At 64.3% G+C, this 18,203-nt stretch carries 14 protein-coding genes; 8 read left to right on the top strand and 6 right to left on the bottom strand.

Annotated elements, in window-relative coordinates:
- The first annotated feature begins 57 nt into the window (after positions 1-57).
- Positions 58-1,530 carry a PLP-dependent aminotransferase family protein gene (locus WDS16_RS12630; protein ID WP_338892966.1) on the top strand — a complete coding sequence of 491 codons (1,473 nt, stop codon included), beginning with the start codon at positions 58-60 and terminating at the stop codon, positions 1,528-1,530.
- On the opposite strand, the gene WDS16_RS12625 is transcribed toward WDS16_RS12630, so the two are convergent.
- Both WDS16_RS12625 and WDS16_RS12620 read right to left on the bottom strand, forming a co-directional pair.
- Entirely contained in the window at positions 1,497-1,832 is a 336-nt protein-coding gene (locus WDS16_RS12625; RefSeq protein ID WP_338892964.1) for an MGMT family protein, read from the bottom strand. The two genes, WDS16_RS12630 and WDS16_RS12625, sit on opposite strands and share 34 nt — an antisense overlap.
- Positions 1,833-2,609 (bottom strand): alpha/beta hydrolase, encoded by a 777-nt coding sequence (locus WDS16_RS12620; RefSeq protein ID WP_338892963.1) that lies wholly within the window; start codon positions 2,607-2,609, stop codon positions 1,833-1,835.
- A 251-nt stretch (positions 2,610-2,860) separates the two neighbouring features.
- On the opposite strand from WDS16_RS12620, the gene WDS16_RS12615 reads away from it, so the two are divergent.
- Both WDS16_RS12615 and WDS16_RS12610 read left to right on the top strand, forming a co-directional pair.
- Positions 2,861-6,217, top strand: coding sequence for an ATP-dependent helicase (locus WDS16_RS12615; protein WP_422395789.1), 3,357 nt, complete (start codon positions 2,861-2,863; stop codon positions 6,215-6,217).
- Positions 6,218-6,258: 41 nt separating this feature from the next.
- Entirely contained in the window at positions 6,259-9,645 is a 3,387-nt protein-coding gene (locus tag WDS16_RS12610) for an ATP-dependent DNA helicase (RefSeq protein ID WP_338893409.1), read from the top strand.
- 29 nt (positions 9,646-9,674) lie between these two features.
- Here the strand turns inward: WDS16_RS12610 and WDS16_RS12605 are convergent, their stop codons facing one another.
- Positions 9,675-10,061, bottom strand: a complete 387-nt coding sequence (locus WDS16_RS12605; protein WP_338892962.1) for a hypothetical protein — start codon at positions 10,059-10,061, stop codon at positions 9,675-9,677.
- Between the two features lie 155 nt (positions 10,062-10,216).
- Here WDS16_RS12605 and WDS16_RS12600 point away from each other — a divergent pair, with 155 nt between their 5' ends.
- Entirely contained in the window at positions 10,217-11,284 is a 1,068-nt protein-coding gene (locus tag WDS16_RS12600; RefSeq protein WP_338892961.1) for a potassium channel family protein, read from the top strand.
- Positions 11,285-11,309: 25 nt separating this feature from the next.
- The gene (nudC, locus tag WDS16_RS12595; RefSeq protein ID WP_338892960.1) at positions 11,310-12,215 is read left to right on the top strand and encodes an NAD(+) diphosphatase; all 906 of its coding nucleotides are present in this window, start codon (positions 11,310-11,312) and stop codon (positions 12,213-12,215) included.
- Positions 12,216-12,221: 6 nt separating this feature from the next.
- Here the strand turns inward: nudC and WDS16_RS12590 are convergent, their stop codons facing one another.
- A complete protein-coding gene (locus WDS16_RS12590) occupies positions 12,222-12,494 on the bottom strand; it encodes a mycoredoxin (protein ID WP_338892959.1) in 273 nt (90 codons plus the stop codon).
- 122 nt (positions 12,495-12,616) lie between these two features.
- On the opposite strand from WDS16_RS12590, the gene WDS16_RS12585 reads away from it, so the two are divergent.
- The 3 genes from WDS16_RS12585 to WDS16_RS12575 all read left to right on the top strand — a co-directional run bounded on the left by WDS16_RS12585 (position 12,617) and on the right by WDS16_RS12575 (position 15,787).
- Positions 12,617-14,746 (top strand): ATP-dependent DNA helicase UvrD2, encoded by a 2,130-nt coding sequence (locus tag WDS16_RS12585; protein WP_338893407.1) that lies wholly within the window; start codon positions 12,617-12,619, stop codon positions 14,744-14,746.
- Between the two features lie 165 nt (positions 14,747-14,911).
- Positions 14,912-15,286 carry a hypothetical protein gene (locus tag WDS16_RS12580; RefSeq protein WP_338892958.1) on the top strand — a complete coding sequence of 125 codons (375 nt, stop codon included), beginning with the start codon at positions 14,912-14,914 and terminating at the stop codon, positions 15,284-15,286.
- A gap of 213 nt (positions 15,287-15,499) precedes the next feature.
- Positions 15,500-15,787, top strand: a complete 288-nt coding sequence (locus WDS16_RS12575) for a WhiB family transcriptional regulator (RefSeq protein ID WP_338893405.1) — start codon at positions 15,500-15,502, stop codon at positions 15,785-15,787.
- A gap of 50 nt (positions 15,788-15,837) precedes the next feature.
- Here WDS16_RS12575 and WDS16_RS12570 read toward each other — a convergent pair whose 3' ends face one another.
- Both WDS16_RS12570 and WDS16_RS12565 read right to left on the bottom strand, forming a co-directional pair.
- Entirely contained in the window at positions 15,838-17,154 is a 1,317-nt protein-coding gene (locus WDS16_RS12570) for an ABC1 kinase family protein (RefSeq protein WP_338892957.1), read from the bottom strand.
- Between the two features lie 69 nt (positions 17,155-17,223).
- The gene (locus tag WDS16_RS12565; RefSeq protein WP_338892956.1) at positions 17,224-18,084 is read right to left on the bottom strand and encodes a hypothetical protein; all 861 of its coding nucleotides are present in this window, start codon (positions 18,082-18,084) and stop codon (positions 17,224-17,226) included.
- Positions 18,085-18,203: the final 119 nt, after the last annotated feature.

Here is an 18,203-nt window from a genome sequence, read left to right as displayed (position 1 = left end):
TTGATATTGGACTGTAATTTGGCCAATAGTTTCAGTCCTCTGTGGCAAAGTGGTCTGATGGCGATCGATCGAAAGCAAACCACTGTGTTCGATGCGGCTGTGTTCGATGCCGAGACCCTCGCGAAGCTGGTGGGGGTGATCGAGGTCGATGGGCAACCGCTGTACCGCGGAATCGCCGACGGTCTCCGGCGCGTCATCGCTGACGGTTCCATCGGTACCGGAAGTCGACTCCCACCCGAACGCGCCCTGTCGCACGCTCTGGGCGTCAGCCGTGTCACCGTCACGTCTGCGTACCGGGAGTTGCGTGAGAAGGGGTGGGCGGAGGCCGTGCACGGCGCCGGAACGTTCGTCGCGAGTCCGGCAGAGGAAACGTCCTGGGGAACGATGATGCACCCGCCTTCGGCGGGTGTCCTGGACTTCGTCAACGCTGCCCCCGAGGCATCGCCGTTTCTTCCCGACGCGTTTGCTGCGGCTATCGGCGCAGTCGATTCGCTACTTCCCGGGCACGGTTATGCGCCGACAGGAACTCAGGCGCTACGGACGGCGATCGCAGCCCGCTACACAGTCCGCGGCCTGCCGACTTCGCCGGAACAGATCATCGTCACGGCGGGAGCGGGCGATGCGGCTCACCTCGTGTTCGAAACGTTCGCGCGTCCCGGAAATCGTGTTCTCATCGAGCATCCGACCTACCCTGGCGCGGTCGAGGTGCTGGACAGCGTTGGTGCTGTGCCGGTTCCCGTTCCCATCGACGCAGCCGATCCCGATGCCTTCGTCGACGACGCGGATCGTGCCGCACGCCAGAACGCTCCGACACTGGCGTATCTGATGCCCGACTTCTCCAATCCCTCCGGAGCGCGGTTGAGCGAGAGCGGCCGAGGGCGACTGTCCGCGACGATGGCAAGGCACGGGATCGTGACAATCGTCGACGAGGTGGCCGCCGATCTCGTACTCGACGGCTCGCCATCGTACGAGCCCTTCGGCGCACCGACTCCCGGAACGGCGACCATTTCGATCGGATCGTTCAGTAAAACGGTGTGGGGAGGGCTTCGAGTCGGCTGGGTACGCTCCGACGTCGAGCTCGTGTCTCGAATGGCACGCACCTACGCCCGCAGGCAGCTCTCGGTCTCGATATTCGAGCAGGCGACGGCAGTGCACCTACTGGACTCGTTCGACGACATTCTTGCCGCTCGCAGGACATGGTTGCTGGGCCAGCGCGATCTGCTGGTCTCGCATATGCGTGCCGAACTTCCCGACTGGGACTTCAGGATTCCCGACGGGGGACTGTCGCTGTGGTGTTCGCTGCCGGACGGAACGAGTACGCAAGACGTGGTGCGGCGGGCGGCCTCGCGCAATCTACTCCTGGCTGCAGGCACCCGATTCGGCACTGGGTACGCATTCGACGACAAGCTCAGGGTGCCGTTCACGCGCCCTTCCGGTGAACTCGGCAGGGCTGTACGCATACTGGCGGAAACGTCCTCGGGTGCTGCTGGGGAAGGTCACCCCGTCGAACCGGCCGAACTGGTGGTGTGATCGTCGTCGAAGGAAAACCGCACCGAGGCAAGGTCGACGCGTCCGTCGCGGTGGGTGACGCCCTCGCTCTCGAGCCGTTCGAGTTGGCGGGTCGCCAGGTGGGCGGCCGGTTTTCCGCTCGCAGACAGAACCCTATGCCAGGGTAGGTCGGCCGAGTCGGTGCGCATGATCCACCCGACGATGCGCGGACTGGACAACCCACCGGCCGACGCTATGTCACCGTAGGTGCTCACCCGTCCCGCCGGTATCGACGCGACGAGTCGACGGACTCGTTCGACTTGAGCTTCCGTGATCGGCGCCATCTACAGCAGTTCACGCACCAGTTCGGCGACCTCGGCAGGCTTGGCCTGGGCAACCATGTGGTCGCAATCGATTTCGACGACTTTCAGGTCGTCGCCGAGGCGGTCTTGCAGCGCGGTCTTGAATTCCTCGCTGACGTAGGGCGGCTGAACGCGCATGGCCTGCACCAGAACCGTCGGTGTGCCCGCGGGTGGGACGACGAGAGGGTGGGCCATTTCTCCCCACGATGCGACGACTGCCGGGGTCGAGATGCGCCAGGCGACGCGTCCGTTTTCGGCGTCGATCAGGTGCTCGTCGACTTCTCTTTCCAACAGGTCGGTCGGAACGTCCGCCCATGCGCCGTTGAGCTTTTCGGACTTGGCTTCCGCCGCGTCGGTGTAGTCGGGGAACTTCGCCGTCAACCTGGCGACCTCGAGCAAGTCGGCAGCGTCGAGCTCGATCGCGGGATCGAGAAGAACGAGTCCGCGAACCAGTTCGGGATGCTGGAGGGCGAGGTGTACTGCAATTGCACCGCCGTACGAGTGGCCGACGACGAGGACCGGCCCGCGGGCGTTTTTCTCCAGTAGTGACCGGAGTCCGTCCACCTGCGCGGCGATGCCCCAGGGCGGTACCCACGGCGACCGGCCGTGGCCGATCAGGTCGGGGGCGAGGACGCGCGCTTCGGGTAGATGGTCTTCCGCGAGGTGCGCCCAGCGGGCTCCGTGTCCCGTCATCCCGTGAACGGCAAGTATCTCGGGGCCGTCGGCTGGGCCGTACGTGTGAAAGTTCAGTTCTGGCACGGTTCAACTATGCCCTAAGTCGGTGCCAGCGCGATCTGGGACGGGTTCGATGGACGGCGAGCAACCTGGGACCCCTTGTACCGACCCAGCACCCCGGCTACGACGCGAGCGGATGGCCAAGCTTTGCAGAAACGGTGCCAACTCCCACGGTGCCAACTCCACGGGACCTCGACTGCATCAGCGCTGACGACACCGAGACCGACTCTGTCGGTGGGCCGTGATGCAATCGTTCCATGATCTCAGGCGGCTCTGTGGGCAGCACGACGGGCGGAAAGCACGGCAGTGCGGCCACGCTCGTGCGCGCCCCGAAGGTGCCCGCACATCGTCGCACCTGGGACGGGTCGGCGGCCCGCTTGCTTGCCGCCGACCCGGATGCGGTCGCGGCGGCAGCGGAGGGTGCTGCGGCCTGGAGGCCTTGGCAGGTCATCGGCGGCCCGGGGACGGGGAAGTCCTCACTGGTCGCCGACTACGCGGTGTCGAGGATCGTCACGGGCGATCCCGAGTCGGTGCTCGTCCTCACACAGTCCAAACGCGCGGCGACGGCCATGCGCGAGCAGATCACCGGAGGTCTCTTCGCTGGGGAGCATGCGATGCGTGCCACCCGCGAGCCCCTCGTTCGGACCGTGCACTCCTATGCCTTCGCGGTGCTGCGGTTGCAGGCAGCCATCTATGGCAATCCACCACCGCGGCTGCTGACCGGAGCCGAACAGGACGCTGTCGTCCGTGAAATGCTGCGCGGCGATATCGAGGACGGCGCACGCGACTGGCCGGATCGTCTGCGGCACGCTCTCGGAATGACCGGCTTCGCCACGGCGGTGCGAGAGCTGATGTTGCGAGCAGCCGAGCGGGGCATCGGACCAGAGGATCTCGTCAAACTAGGCCGCACGCACTCTCGTCCCGAATGGGTGGCAGTCGGTAAGTTCGCCGGTCGGTACGAGCAGGCGATGCTGTTGCGCGGAACGGTCGGCGTCGAAGCAGCCGGCGCGTCGGCCCCCGGCCTCGACGCTGCCGAATTGATCGGAAGCGCGTTGATGGCGTTCGCCACCGACCCTGATCTTCTGCATGCTGAGCGTGCGCGGATCAGACACCTCGTCGTCGATGATGCCCAGCATCTCGATCCGCAAGCAGCGCAGTTGATTCGTTTGATCGGCAGCAGAACCGAATCCACCGTCGTGGCAGGGGACCCGGATCAGGCAGTGTTCGCCTTCCGTGGTGCCGACCCCACCTTTGTCGCCGATCTGGCCGAACCTGGCGATGAACGCCGGGTGGAACTCGAGCGAAACTTCAGAAGTGCACCTGCTGTCGCGAATCTGACATCGATCATCGCCAGAAGACTGCCGGGCATCGGCCGTAACCGCGGCGCGGAGGCGGTCGCGGATTCTCGCTACGGCGAGCCGCGGGCACTGGTGGAGGTACTGCCGTCTGCCGCCAAAGAAGCAGCGCTCATCGCCGACGCCATGCGTCGTGCGCACCTCGTGGACGGTATGCCATGGTCCGAGATGGCTGTCGTCGTGCGCTCGGTACCGCGGGCCGTGGCCCCTCTACGTCGCGCCCTACAGGCCGCAGGCGTGCCGATCGTGACACCGGCATCGGAACTTCCCCTGCATCGTCAGCACGGCACAGTTGGACTGCTACTGGTTCTTCGGGCTCTCGTCGACCCTGCGTTCGACGGCGAGGACGCTCTGGCGCTGCTGTCCGGACCGATCGGTGGCGCCGACCCGGTGGGACTCCGTCGGCTTCGGCGCGGAGTACGCCGAGCCGAACTGGCAGCGGGTGGTGAACGTGACTCGGCCGAATTGCTACGCGAGGCCATCGCCGCAGTCGGTACGACTTCCGACACCGATGGACCGCCGGCTGGGTCTGCATGGATCGCTGCACTGTCCGACGTCGAATCTGCCCCGCTCCGCAGAGTTCTCGGGGTCGTACGCAAAGCGCACGCCGTAGCTCGCCGCGGTCGAGGCGTGGAGGATGTTCTGTGGGCGGCTTGGCAGGCGTCGGGGCTAGAGAAGCGGTGGTCCTCGATGTCCGCGTGGGGAGGGTCGGCTGGAACGCAGGCAGACCGTGACCTCGATGCGGTCGTGGCCCTGTTCGAGTCCGCTGCGTCGTACGTCGACCGTCTACCGCAGGCACGACTGGCAGGCTTCGTGGATTACATTTCACAACAACAGATCCCGACGTCCAATGCCGGAAGATCTGTGGTGGCGAAAGAAGCGGTGACCCTGCTCAGTGCACACTCCGCCGCCGGGCGTGAATGGGAACTCGTCGCGGTCGCCGGCGTGCAGGAGGGGCTGTGGCCAGGACTTCGAGCACGAGGGAGCCTGCTGGGTACGGAGACACTCGTCGACCTTGCTTCTGGAATCGTGGAAGCTGGAAAACCGCTGGACACAACGTTGTCCAAGACTGCTCCGCTACTTGCGGAGGAGCGCCGGCTATTCCTCGTTGCGTGCAGCCGTGCTCGAGCAACACTGATCGTCACGGCTGTCGATTCGAGTACCGGAGACACCGACCTGGTCCGGTCGAGGTTCCTCGACGAACTCCGCGGCATCAGCAACGGCACAGGCAAGGACGACGACGCGAATCTCCCGCCCCAGATCGCGCCCCAGTTGGGCGGCCGCATCCTTGCACTTCCTATGCTCGTCGCGGAGCTGCGTAGCGTCGTGTGTGATTCCACTGTCGCCGAGAAGGATCCGGCAAAGGCGGCACGCGCCGCTCGGCAGCTGGCCCGGCTCGCGGACGCCGGTGTGAAGGGCGCTCATCCACGGGAGTGGTTCGGCGTCGCCGGAGTCAGCACCGATGCACCGCTATGGGCACCTCACGACGGTCCGGTCCCGTTGTCGCCGTCGACCGTCGAGCAGCTGACCACTTGTCCGCTGCGATGGATGCTCGATCGGCACGGTGGCAACGACGGCTCCAACACGCATGCAATCACCGGGACGCTCGTGCACACGTTGGTTCAGGCAGTGGCCGGCAAGATGCCGCCGGAACAGGTCCGGCGTGCACTCGAAACAGCTTGGGATGCAGTCGATCTCGGATCGCAGTGGTACTCGCGTCACGAGCTGGACCGTACCGGGGCAATGCTCGACACGTTCGAGAAATGGCTCGGTGGGACACGAGGCGAACTCACCGAGGCTGGGGTGGAGGTCAAGGTGGAAGGCATTCTGGAATCGCGCGTCGACGGTGAACCTGCGGTTGCCCTGCGCGGCCGAATCGACCGGCTCGAACACGATTCCGACGGTCGTCCAGTGATCATAGATGTCAAAACCGCGAAGACGGTCATGTCCAAGGAGGACGCGCGCAACCACAATCAACTCGCCACCTATCAGGTTGCAGCCGCAGCAGGAGCCATCGACGGTGAACCGGCGAACCAACCAGGCGGCGCACGACTGGTATTCGTCGCGAAGCCGCACACCAAGGACGGCGCCACCCAGCGAGTACAGGAGGCGCCGACGCCGGAGAAGCTGCAGGAGTGGCGCGACATCGTGCACCAGGCCGCAGCAGCCACCCAGGGGCCGACATTCGCGGCCCACGTCAACGACGGGTGCAGGCATTGTCCGGTGAAATCCAGTTGCCCGGCACACGAGACGGGAAGGCAGGTGACCGAAAGTTGAGTACGGGGGTAGTTGCAGGTCGTCGCCGTAGGAGCACCGAACTGGAACCGCGAATCGATCCAATCGAGCTCTCGCGCGCCCTCGGCCAGAAGCATCCGCCGACCGAGGAGCAGGCCGCAGTCATCGCGGCACCGCTCGGCCCGACTCTCGTCGTGGCGGGCGCAGGCGCAGGCAAGACCGAAACGATGGCAGCGCGCGTCGTGTGGATGGTGGCGAACCAATTCGTCGAACCGGACAGCGTTCTGGGCCTCACCTTCACCCGCAAGGCGGCCCAGCAACTCACATCGCGCATCAGAGTGCGGTTGGCGCGGCTTGCAGGTTCCGATCTTGTGCGTGCCCTCGATCCGAGCCTGGGGCTTCGTGAACGGATCCTGACCGGTGAACCAGAAGTGAGCACCTACCACTCGTACGCAGGCCGGTTGCTCACCGAGCACGGATTGCTACTGCCGATCGAACCATCGGCGACGTTGTTGTCCGAGACCGAGCTGTGGCAGTTGGCGCACCGCGTCGTCAGCACTTGGGACGGCGACCTGGACACCGACCGCAATCCCACATCGATCACCGAAGCGGTCTTGGCGCTCTCCGGCCAGCTCGCCGAGCACCTCGTCGATCCCGACGACCTGCGAGTGGCGCATACCGACCTCGACCAACTTGTACACACGCTGGCCCCAGGGCCTGGCCAACACGGTGGACCGACCAAAACCCTGTTGGACATGCTCGACGCACAGCACAAGCGAGTTGCGCTGCTGCCGTTGGTCGAGCGGCTGGCGCAGACTCTCCGGCGTGAAGGCGCTCTGGATTTCGGGAGTCAGATGTCGTTCGCGGCGAGGGTCGCCGCAGAGCACCGCGAGGTCGGCGTTACCGAGCGGGAGCGGTACAGGCTCGTACTCCTCGACGAGTATCAGGACACCGGGCACGCGCAGCGGGTGCTGCTGTCTTCGCTGTTCGGCGGCGGGGCCGATTCGGCGCTCGCACTCACCGCGGTGGGTGATCCAATGCAGTCCATCTACGGCTGGAGGGGTGCCTCGGCCGCGAATTTGCCGCGCTTCGCGACCGATTTCCCGCAGGCGAACGGGAAACCTGCGCCGCGTCTGGAGTTGCTGACGAGCTGGCGGAATCCTCCGGAGGCGCTCGCGTGTGCCAACCACATCACAGCGCCGTTGCGTCAGAGCGGGGTTCGAGTCCCCACGTTGCGCGCTCGCCCCGATGCAACGCCGGGCGACATACGCTTGTCCATGGCCACAACGGTCGTCGCCGAGAGAGGCTGGATCGCCGACCGAATCGCCGCGGAATACCGCCTCGCACTCGACGGGGACAGGCCGCCTCCCACCGCGGCGGTGCTGGTGCGCCGAAACTCCGACGCGGAACCGATCGCCGACGCGCTCCGCAGTCGAGGGCTGCCCGTAGAGGTCGTGGGGCTCGGTGGATTACTGCACATTCCAGAGGTTGCCGATGTGATCGCGATGCTACGACTGGTCGCCGACCCCATGGCGGGCAGTGCGGCGATGCGCATTCTCACCGGATCGCGATGGCAGATCGGCGCAGCCGACCTGCGGGCGCTCTCGCGGAGGTCACAACAGCTGGGTATCCGCGGCCGTCGTGGAACATCCGGCAGTGTGGACGACGCAGCGGCACTGGACGCTGCGTTGGAGAGCTCGCTACCCGGAGAGCAGTCCGAGGAAGCCGGTCTGGCCGACGCAATCGCCGATCCCGGCCCTGCAGAACACTATTCCGACAGTGGTTTCACACGGATCTGTGCACTTGCGGCCGAAGTGCACTCGCTCAGAGATCGGATCGGTCAACCGTTGACAGAGTTGGTCGCAGACATCGAGCGGTCGATGGGAATCGGAATCGAAGCCGAAGCGCGGACATCGAACACCGCCGACGGATCCGTGGGTCGTGAGCATCTCGACGAGTTCGCAGTAGTGGTTGCGGACTATTCCGACAACCCCACCGCGACGGTCACCGGATTTCTGTCCTTTCTCGCGGCAGCGGAGACCGTCGAAGACGGCTTGGCTCCCGGTGAAGTCGAGGTCGCTCCACATAGAGTCCAGGTGCTCACAGTCCATTCCGCCAAGGGACTCGAGTGGGAAGTCGTTGCAGTCCCGCACGTATCGAAAGGTGTGTTTCCGTCGTCGACTGCATCCTCGACATGGCTCGGGGCAATGGCCGAACTTCCCCCGATACTGCGAGGCGACCGCGCCGTTGTGGACGCTGACGGGCACATGTCCGAGGGCGTTCCCGTCCTCGAACTCGACAACATCTACAACCGAAAAGATCTGCAGAACGCCATCGACGGGCACAAGGACGCGCTGGCTCGGCGCCGATTGGCCGAGGACCGCCGATTGTTCTACGTAGCACTGACCAGGACCGAACGAGTCCTGCTCGTATCAGGGCACCACTGGGACGAAACAAGTAGCAAACCCCGTGGCCCCTCGGATTTTCTGTCCGAGTTGAAAGTGCTCGTCGATAGCGGCGCGTCCGAGAGTAACCCGATCGCCCTTGTGGACGAGTGGGCTCTCGCTCCGGAGGTGGGTGCGCAGAATCCACTCGCCGCACAGCCGCACTCTGCGCAGTGGCCGCGCGATCCGCTCGGCAGCAGGCGCGCGGCCGTCGAGAGGGGTGCCCGAGCGGTGCTCGACGCGATTGGAAGTCCCGACGTTTCGGATGGGCCGCAGTCGAGCGATGGGGACGACGGCGATCCCGAGAACTGGGCAGCCGACGTCGAGGCGTTGCTGGCCGAGCGTGAACAACGGGCCCACACGGGCGTGCGTGTCGCGTTGCCCGAGAACCTTTCGGTGAGTCAGTTGGTCGACCTCGCCGCCGATCCGGACGCTCTCGCGTCGAGGCTTCGTCGGCCGCTGCCATTTCCTCCGAATCCCTTGGCGCGCAGAGGAACTGCCTTCCATGCGTGGATCGAGCGTCGATTCGGCGCTACTCGGCTGCTCGATCTCGACGAGTTGCCGGGCTCTGCCGATACAGGCGCTGCCGCCGACGTCGACCTGGAAACGTTGCAGCAGGCGTTCCTCGATTCGGAGTGGTCACTGCGAAGCCCTATCGAGGTAGAAGTGCCGTTCGAGACCTCAGTGGCCGGAACCGTTCTTCGTGGCCGCATCGACGCTGTCTTCGCCGATTCGGACGGAGGATGGACCGTGATCGACTGGAAGACGGGCAAGGAACCAACCGCCACCGAGGAGAAGTCAGTCGTCATGCAGTTGGCGGCGTACCGAATCGCGTGGGCGGAGCTCATGTCGGCCGCGCGGCCCGAGTTCGGAGAGGTCCCGCTCGATATGGTGCGCGCCGCGTTCCACTACGTCCGAAGCGGACGGACCATCGCACCGGTAGAGCTTCCCGATGCAGATGCACTGGCGGCGCTGATCGAGGGAACCGACAGGGTCGATGATGTCGAGTTCGACGGCGTCGGTTGAGCGCCAAGGCAACCGACGGGTGGGTTTCGTCACGGCGCGTTGCGGCGGGCCTTCAGCGCTTCCGTCACCAACGGGATCTGCAGTGGCAGGCGCGCCAGTACCGCGGCTTTCGCCACCGGAGACGTTTTCGGACTGGTCACGTACCGGCGTGCCATGTCGATGTTTGCGGGAAACACGGCCACGAACAGGGCAGCGGCCAGCGCGCCACCGATGCGCCGGGTTCGTGGAACCGCGAGGCTCGCGGCGACGGCCAATTCCGCCACTCCTGATACCTGCGTGTAGGTGCGTGCATTGCCCGGGAGTGCCCGTGGCACCTGCATGTCGAAGAACTGTGGGGTCGTGAAATGCAGGACGCCGGCGCCGCCCAACAACACGGCCAATCTCACCGCAGCAGCCTGACTTGTGCGCTCTGTCATGGTTACACCGTGCCACACCTGCCGGGGCCGCACGTGGTTGTGTCGGACGACCGCGCTGGGTACCTGCCGATGTCGACTTTCGGGTCGGCGCGGGCGAATCGGCGAAATGGGGTTACGCTGCCTGCCGTGGAGAGTGGACGAGGTGAGTAGAAGACGTGGCAGGTAGATTGCGCGATCGCTTGACGGCCGGCGATACGCTGACCGATAAACCGGACTTCGCGCTGGTAGGTGTTCTGCGAGTTCCCGAGTTCGAATCGAGTCCGTGGCGAGCGATCTACAAGCGGGTCCTCATGGCGCTGGGGATACTCTTCCTTGCGGCGTTCGTGGTGTATCTCGACCGCGACGGCTACAGCGACAGTCAGAACGGCGAGCTGTCCTTCTTGGATTCGTTCTACTACGCGACCGTCTCGCTCTCGACCACCGGCTACGGCGACATCGCTCCGATGAGTCCGTCGGCCAGACTGGTGAACATTCTGGTCATCACACCTCTGCGAGTGCTCTTTCTCATCTTGCTCGTCGGTACGACGCTGTCGGTTCTCACCGAGCGGTCCCGGCAGGCATTCAAAATTCAGCGATGGAGGCGCAGCGTGCGCAATCACACCGTGGTCATCGGTTTCGGAACCAAGGGCCGCACGGCCGTCGATGCGATGATCGGTGACGGTGTTCCCGCATCGGAGATCGTCGTCGTCGACACGGATCAGACGGTCCTCGATTCCGCGTCGAGCATGGGGTTGGTGACTGTGCACGGGTCCGCAACCAAGTCCGACGTATTGAGGTTGACCGGTGCTCAGCACGCGGCGGCGATCATCGTTGCGACCAATCGAGACGACACAGCAGTGCTGGTGACTCTCACCGCGCGTGAGATCGCGCCGAAAGCAAAGATCGTGGCAGCAATCAGGGAAGCGGAGAACACGCACCTGCTCAGACAGTCCGGTGCCGACTCCGTCGTCGTGTCCTCGGAGACTGCTGGTCGGCTGCTCGGTATCGCAACGACGACGCCGAACGTGGTGGAGATGATCGAGGACTTGCTCACCCCCGAAGCAGGATTCGCGATTGCCGAGCGGGAGGTCGAGCGCGACGAGGTGGGCGGATCTCCGCGGCACCTGACCGACATCGTGCTCGGCGTCGTGCGCGGCGGCAAGCTCTTCCGCGTCGGAGCGGCTGAGGTGGACGCAGTCGAAGCAACGGATCGCCTCCTGTACATCCGCCGCGTCGGGGAGTAGCAGGCAGCGCAGTAGGGTCGTATTCGTGCCTCGATTCGAACTCGCCTCACCACCCCTGCTCTCTCGATCTCCGTTGAACCGTGCTGAGGAATTGCGCAAGGATTCCGCGGCGCTGCAAGCCGGTTGGTCCGACGCCGAAGTGCTGCAGGTCGACCACCGCGGTCGGCTCCGAATCGACGAGTCAGGGCTGGTGTACACGCCGGCGATCGAGATCGCGGCGGAGCCGGTTCCCGACGCTGTCTTCCTCGGCATTCACGGCGGTCGTCACCTGTGGGCGCAGCGGGTCGGCGTGTTGACCGGTGCACTCGGCGATCTCCGCACCGCGGGCGAAAATCTGGACGAAACGCAACTGTCGATCTTGACGAGCGCGCTGGCGATCTTGAATTGGCACGCCAGCGCTAGTTTCAGCGCATTGGACGGCGCCGCTACGACGCCGTCATCGGCGGGGTGGTCCCGAACGAGCACCTCGAACGGTCACGAAGAATTCCCCCGAACAGACCCTGCTGTGATCTGTCTCGTTCATGACGGGGCCGACCAAGTCTTGTTGGCTCGCGCTCCCGCTTGGCCGGAGCGTCGGTTCTCGGTTCTCGCAGGCTTCGTCGAGGCAGGTGAGTCGCTCGAGACGTGTGTGCTGCGCGAAATCAAGGAAGAGGTTGGAATCGCCGTGTCCGACATCACCTATCTGGGTAGCCAACCATGGCCGTTCCCTCGATCGGTGATGATCGGATTCTCGGCGACGGCGGATCCCGATGTCCCGCTTCGGTTTCTCGACGGCGAGATCGCCGAGGCACACTGGTTCCATCGCGAGGAGGTTCGCTCGGCCCTCGAATTAGGTGACTGGGCAACCGACTCCGACTCCCGCCTGCTTCTGCCCGGTTCGATCTCCATTGCGCGCGGGATGTTGGAGGCCTGGGCAGCAAGCGGAAGTTGATACTCGTCAGAGTCCGAGAGAGCGCTTCACGGATGCGAGCGTCGGGTTGGTAGCAGTCGTGCCGTCGGCATAGAGAACGGTCGGAACCACGTGGTTGCCGCCGTTGACGCTACCGACGAAGTCGGCCGACTTCGGATCCTCTTCGATGTCGATCTCGGAGTAGGCGATGCCTGCTTCGTCGAGTTGGGTCTTCAGCCGTCGGCAGTAGCCACACCACGTCGTGGAGTAGACGGTCAGTGCTGCGGCGTTCTCGGATGCAGTGTTCTCGGTGGTAGTCACGTGAGGATTCAACACGGCGATAGGAACCGTTGTTCCATCTGGGCTCGATGAAGCTCTTGGCCAGCCGCCCCGAGGGGCGATGAGCGTCGGGAGGGAACGAAGACTTGTCGGGGGTAGCTGACATGATGGACGCCATGTCTGTGGATTCGATGACCGCCGGGTTGGATCCCGAACAGTCGGCTGCCGTGGCTGCGCCACGCGGGCCCGTATGTGTACTCGCCGGTGCCGGGACAGGAAAGACGCGCACCATCACCAGGAGGATCGCGCATCTTGTTTCGGCCGGGCACGTTTCCGCCGGTCAAGTGCTCGCGGTCACGTTCACCGCGCGTGCGGCGGGGGAGATGCGCGGCAGGCTGCGCGAGCTGGGAGTCGGCGGCGAGGGCCCGCCCGTTCAGGCGCGTACGTTCCACGCCGCAGCGTTACGGCAACTGAAGTACTTCTGGCCGCAGGTCGTCGGGGATACGGGCTGGCAGCTGTTGGACCGGAAATTCGCTCTCGTGAGTCAATCCGCGCACCGCGCGGGGGTGTCGACGTCGACCGATTCGGTACGCGATCTCGCCGGCGAAATCGAATGGGCCAAGGGATCGCTGGTCGCCCCCGAGGACTATCCGGCGGTGGCTGCGCGGCTTCGCCGTGAGGTACCTATGGATGCTGCGAAGGTTGCATCGGTGTACGCGGGGTACGAAGACCTCAAATCGCACGGCGGCGACGGAATGCTCCTCGATTTCGACGATCTCCTGTTGCACACTGCCGCAGCTCTCGAGGAGCATTCGGCGGTCGCCGACGAGTTTCGTGAGCGCTACCGCTGTTTCGTGGTCGACGAGTACCAGGATGTGACACCGCTCCAACAGCGGGTACTCGATGCATGGCTCGGTGAGAGGGACGATCTGACGGTCGTCGGGGACGCGAACCAGACGATCTATTCGTTCACCGGCGCAACTCCGCGCTATCTCCTCGACTTCTCTCGGCGGTTTCCGGACGCGACTGTCGTGCGACTCGAGCGGGACTATCGATCCACACCGGAGGTGGTCTCGTTGGCCAACCGGGTGATCGGTGCGGCGCGGGGACGCATTGCGGGAACCCGGTTGCAGCTCATCGGGCAGCGCGCGGCGGGACCCGAGCCGGAGTTCACCGAATACGACGACGAACCGGCAGAAGCAGACGGTGTCGCTCGTGCCATCAAGCGATTGATCTCGAAGGGAATCGCTCCCGCGGAAATTGCTGTCCTCTATCGGATCAACGCCCAGTCGGAGGTGCACGAGCAGGCGTTGACCGAGATGCAGATTCCGTATCAGGTCAGGGGCGGCGAAGGTTTTTTCAACAGACCTGAAGTGCGACAGGGTATTTCGGCCCTCCGTTCCGCATCTGGGCGCGATGACCTCCCGGAAGAATCCAGGCTTGGCGAAGGTCTCCCAGCGCTCGTCCGTGCGGTACTGGCTCCACTCGGACTGACCGCTACGGAGCCGTCGGGTGCACAGGCGCGTGAGAAGTGGGCGTCGCTCGGTGGCCTCGTCCAGGTCACCGAGGAGCTCCTCGTCCAGGATCCCGAGTTGAATCTCGATACCTTGCTGGTCGAACTGGCGGCTCGCGCCGAGGCTCGCCACCCTCCGGTGGTTCAAGGTGTGACGTTGGCGTCGCTACACGCGGCAAAGGGCTTGGAGTGGGACGCGGTATTCCTCGTCGGTCTCGCAGATGGAACCCTGCCGATCTCGCACGCTCTCGGCAACGATCCGAGCGCCAACAACGACGCTGCCATCGAGGAAGAACGCCGGCTGCTCTACGTAGGCGTCACTAGAGCACGCGAGCACCTGCATCTGTCGTGGGCGCTCGCGCGCAACGAAGGCGGACGCAAGTCACGGCGCAGATCGCGATTCCTCAGTGGGCTGATCCCCGAGGACTCACCGGCCTCGCGCATCGCGGCGCCGCCGAGCAAGAAGTCCGGTCCCAAATGCAGGTTGTGCGGAAAACCGTTGCTCGGGACGGCGGCGACCATGCTCGGACGCTGCGAAAGCCATCCGAGCGATGTCGACGAGGCTCTTCTCGACGCATTGAAGTCGTGGCGGTTGGACAAGTCCCGGGAGTTGAAGGTGCCGGCCTATGTCGTCTTCAGCGACACCACACTGACGGCCATCGCGGAACAGCAGCCTCAGGACGATCGAGGGCTCGTGGCGATTCCAGGAATTGGTGCCAAGAAGCTGGAGCGATTCGGCGAGGATGTACTGACTGTCGTTCGAGAATCATCGAGTACGTGACGAAGAAACCGCAGGTAGAAAATAACTTGTGCAGTTCGGACCATCGGGTTTAGTCTGTTTTCATTGCTCACGGGAGACCGCGAGCATCAACTCTGTTGAAAACAATTGTGAGTTCACAGAGTTCAGTTGCCCGCATGTCGAGTTCGGAACAGGAGGTGGAGAGAAATGAAGAATCAACTTTTCGTGTCGGTCGGTCGCTTGACTGCCGACGCTATTGGTGCGTCCGATGCTGTTGCTACGCCTGATGTTCGGGTCATGCCTGTCGTTCGCAGCTCCGCCTACCTCCCTACTGCGAGATACGGCATTGCTGTCGGATTCGGTGATTCCGTCCTCGGCGCGATTGTTCCCGAAGCTGGGAATCCGTCTGCCGCAGCATCGGTAGCGGATGCGCTACAGGCAGCCACGCTGTCCCCAGCACAGTGGTCGGCCTTCCCCGCATGCGCCAACCCAGCATCCGCCAACCCCGCAGCACGTCATCGCCTCGCGCACGCGACGTCCGTGATCGAAGATCTTGCGTCGAGAGAAGTCTCGACAGAGTAATTCGATTCGCCTTCCTCGGCCACGGACCCGCATACGCGGACCGTGGCCTTTTTCGTTCGGTGAGTCCCCTCGGATTCGAACGTTCGGCCTACATGGTTCGCAGAATTTCTTCACAACCGTAAACACGCCGTACGAAAAGTAGAGGAGACCGACGTGTCAACCGTCACGGTCCGGACGACATGCCGATACGAAGCCGAATCCGACATCGACGCAGTGACGTTGTGTTCGATCGATGCGCAGATCGGAGCAGCACAGAATGCCGGCATCGAGGTGCCGTGCCGCGCCGCAGACCCCGATCTGTGGTTCGCCGAAACCCCAGGTGAGCTCGAGCGAGCAAAGGCGCTCTGTGCCGATTGCCCGATCCGTCGCACCTGCCTGAGCGCAGCACTCGACCGCGCTGAGCCGTGGGGAGTGTGGGGCGGCGAGATTCTCGATCAGGGCGTTGTCATCGCAAGAAAGCGTCCACGTGGACGTCCGCGCAAGCACCAGCAGGTCGCCTGAGTGTCCACGACGTTCACACCACCCACACCCGGCCTCTCGGGCGAAGTCGTTCAGGCTTCGTCCGAGAACCCGGGCATCCATTCCGTCAGGATCGACATGTACGGCGCGTAAGCGTCGAGTTGCGCGCAGATGCCGACAAGCCCGCCGAGGACTCGGAAGATCATGATGTACTCGGCCGGCATGTTGAGGGCGCGGACCGTACGAAACTGTGCGCTGTCGAATTCGGTCGCAGTGCCTGCAGCCTTCTGTAGCCACGATCTGGTGAAGTGGAACGAATCGGTCCTGATCGGATCGGTGAAGGGCCGCAGATAGTCCGAGATCTCCTTGGCGGTGACCGTACGACCGGGTATGACGAAACCGTGGGTCGTGCACAGTTCGACCAACTCGTCGAACTGCTCGTCGCGTGCCAGACGAACCATCTGTCCGAGAATCGGCGGTAGTCCGTTCGGCATCGGCGCAGTCGCGCCGTAGTCGATGACGCCGAGCCGGCCGTCGGCCAGCATCATGAAGTTGCCGGGGTGCGGATCGGCGTGCAAGAAACCAGCGCGTGCGGGAGCAGCGAATGCGAACAACACCAGAAGCTCACCGGCAGCGTTGCGCTGCTCGGCTGAGCCGTCGGCGATGATGGACGACAGCGGTCTGCCCGTCATCCATTCCGTGACCAACACTTTGGGTGCGCTTGCCACGACGCGGGGAACTGCGAACTGGGGATCGTCGGCGAAAGCCGACGCGAATGCTCGCTGACTGGCGGCTTCGATGCGATAGTCGAGTTCGTCCTCGGTTCGTGCGATCAGTTCGTCGAGCACGGGCTTGACGTCCGCGCCAGTGAAGATGGTGCTGAACGTGTTCGCGAAGCGGGACATGGTCTTCAGGTCTGCACGCAGCGCGTCGTCGGCGCCTGGATACTGCACCTTCACTGCGACCTCGCGTCCGTCGGACCATACGGCCCGGTGAACCTGGCCGATGCTGGCGGAAGCAACGGGGGTGTCCTCGAACGAAGTGAAGCGTGATCTCCATGCGGTGCCGAGTTGGCGGTCGAGAACCCGGTGGACCTTGGCAGCGGAGAGAGGCGGCGCGTCTGCTTGCAGCTTGGTGAGCGCCTCCCGATACGGTTCGGCGAACTCCTCCGGTACGGCAGCCTCCATGACTGACAGTGCCTGTCCGAACTTCATTGCGCCGCCCTTGAGTTCGCCGAGAACCGAGAACAGCTGCTCCGCAGCCTTGGCGGCGAGGTCGGTATCGATCTCCTCTCGATTGCCGCCGGCCAGCTTCTTCCCGAAACCTACTGCAGCACGGCCGGCGATGCCGATCGGGATACGAGCGAGCTTGGCAGTTCGGGCTGAACTTCGGCGTGGAATGTCTGACACGCCTCCATCATGTCGGACCGCGCCGGATCTTGCCCACACCGCAGGCCAGAGCGGTGGTGATACCCATCGTCACACGGCACAGTCGCATCGGGGGTGGCGCGTCCACCGCCGGCGGTTCATGAGGTGGGCTCGTAGATCGATTTCCATCGTGGTATCGGCCAGTGGAGCGTGGCGGCCGTCGACGAACGCCTCGATCTGGGCGAGCGCGACCGCAGCCGTGGCCAGTACGGTCGGCTTGCTCGCGTGACCGACTCGTCCCAGGAGCTGTGCGGACACATGCGGCCACCGCGGATCGAGACTGCCCCTTGTCAGATCTGCACAGCGCAGGCAACTCGTGGTTCCGGGCAGAACCAGTGGTCCGACGATTCCGACGCCGTCGCGCAGGCGTACCTGAAGGTGCGGCGTTCTGCTGCGAACCAGGCCGGTCACGACCCGCGGATCCGGTGCCATGTCGTCGGTGAGGACGGCGATATCGCACCCTGGTTCGTTTTCGGGAACGATCAGCTGGGCCGGGGCTAGTGCCGACCGCCGAAGAGCGACGTTCGTCGACGGGGTGAGACCTGCAACCACCGCGTCGGCAAGCGGCCCTCGTCCGAGCACGTGCACGGTCATGGTCTCGGTGTTCGAACCGTCTCGATCCGGCGGCGCAGCGGCACCCTCGACGAGGAGTCCCACTTCCGATAGTTCGGCGAGAAGGGTCGACATGGAGTTCGCCGAGAAGCCCACGGTGCCCGCGTACCAGATCGTGTGCGCGCGGGAATGAACTCCATCGAGTCTTCTCAACAGGTCCAGTACCACGTGCGGGGCGACTCGAGGCGGGGGCGTGACGAGATAGGACTGCTCCGGATTCCACCCGATCCGGACGGTCCCGTCGCGCTGCGAAAATACTGGTACTCGTAGTTTCGGTCGGCGGAGCATCGATGTGTGCACAACCTGGACACTGGCACAGCCGAAGCCGGCGACTGGGCACGCACGACCGGTTATCCACAGGGTGGCACTGGCCTCCAACAGGTGGTTCGCACGAAAAACGGGGTGCGGCGAAGAAAATC

Origin of the sequence: Rhodococcus sovatensis (assembly GCF_037327425.1) — a bacterium.
GTDB lineage: Bacteria > Actinomycetota > Actinomycetes > Mycobacteriales > Mycobacteriaceae > Rhodococcoides > Rhodococcoides sovatense.
Note: the sequence above shows the minus strand (reverse complement) of the source record. Positions and strands in the feature narration are given on the sequence as shown.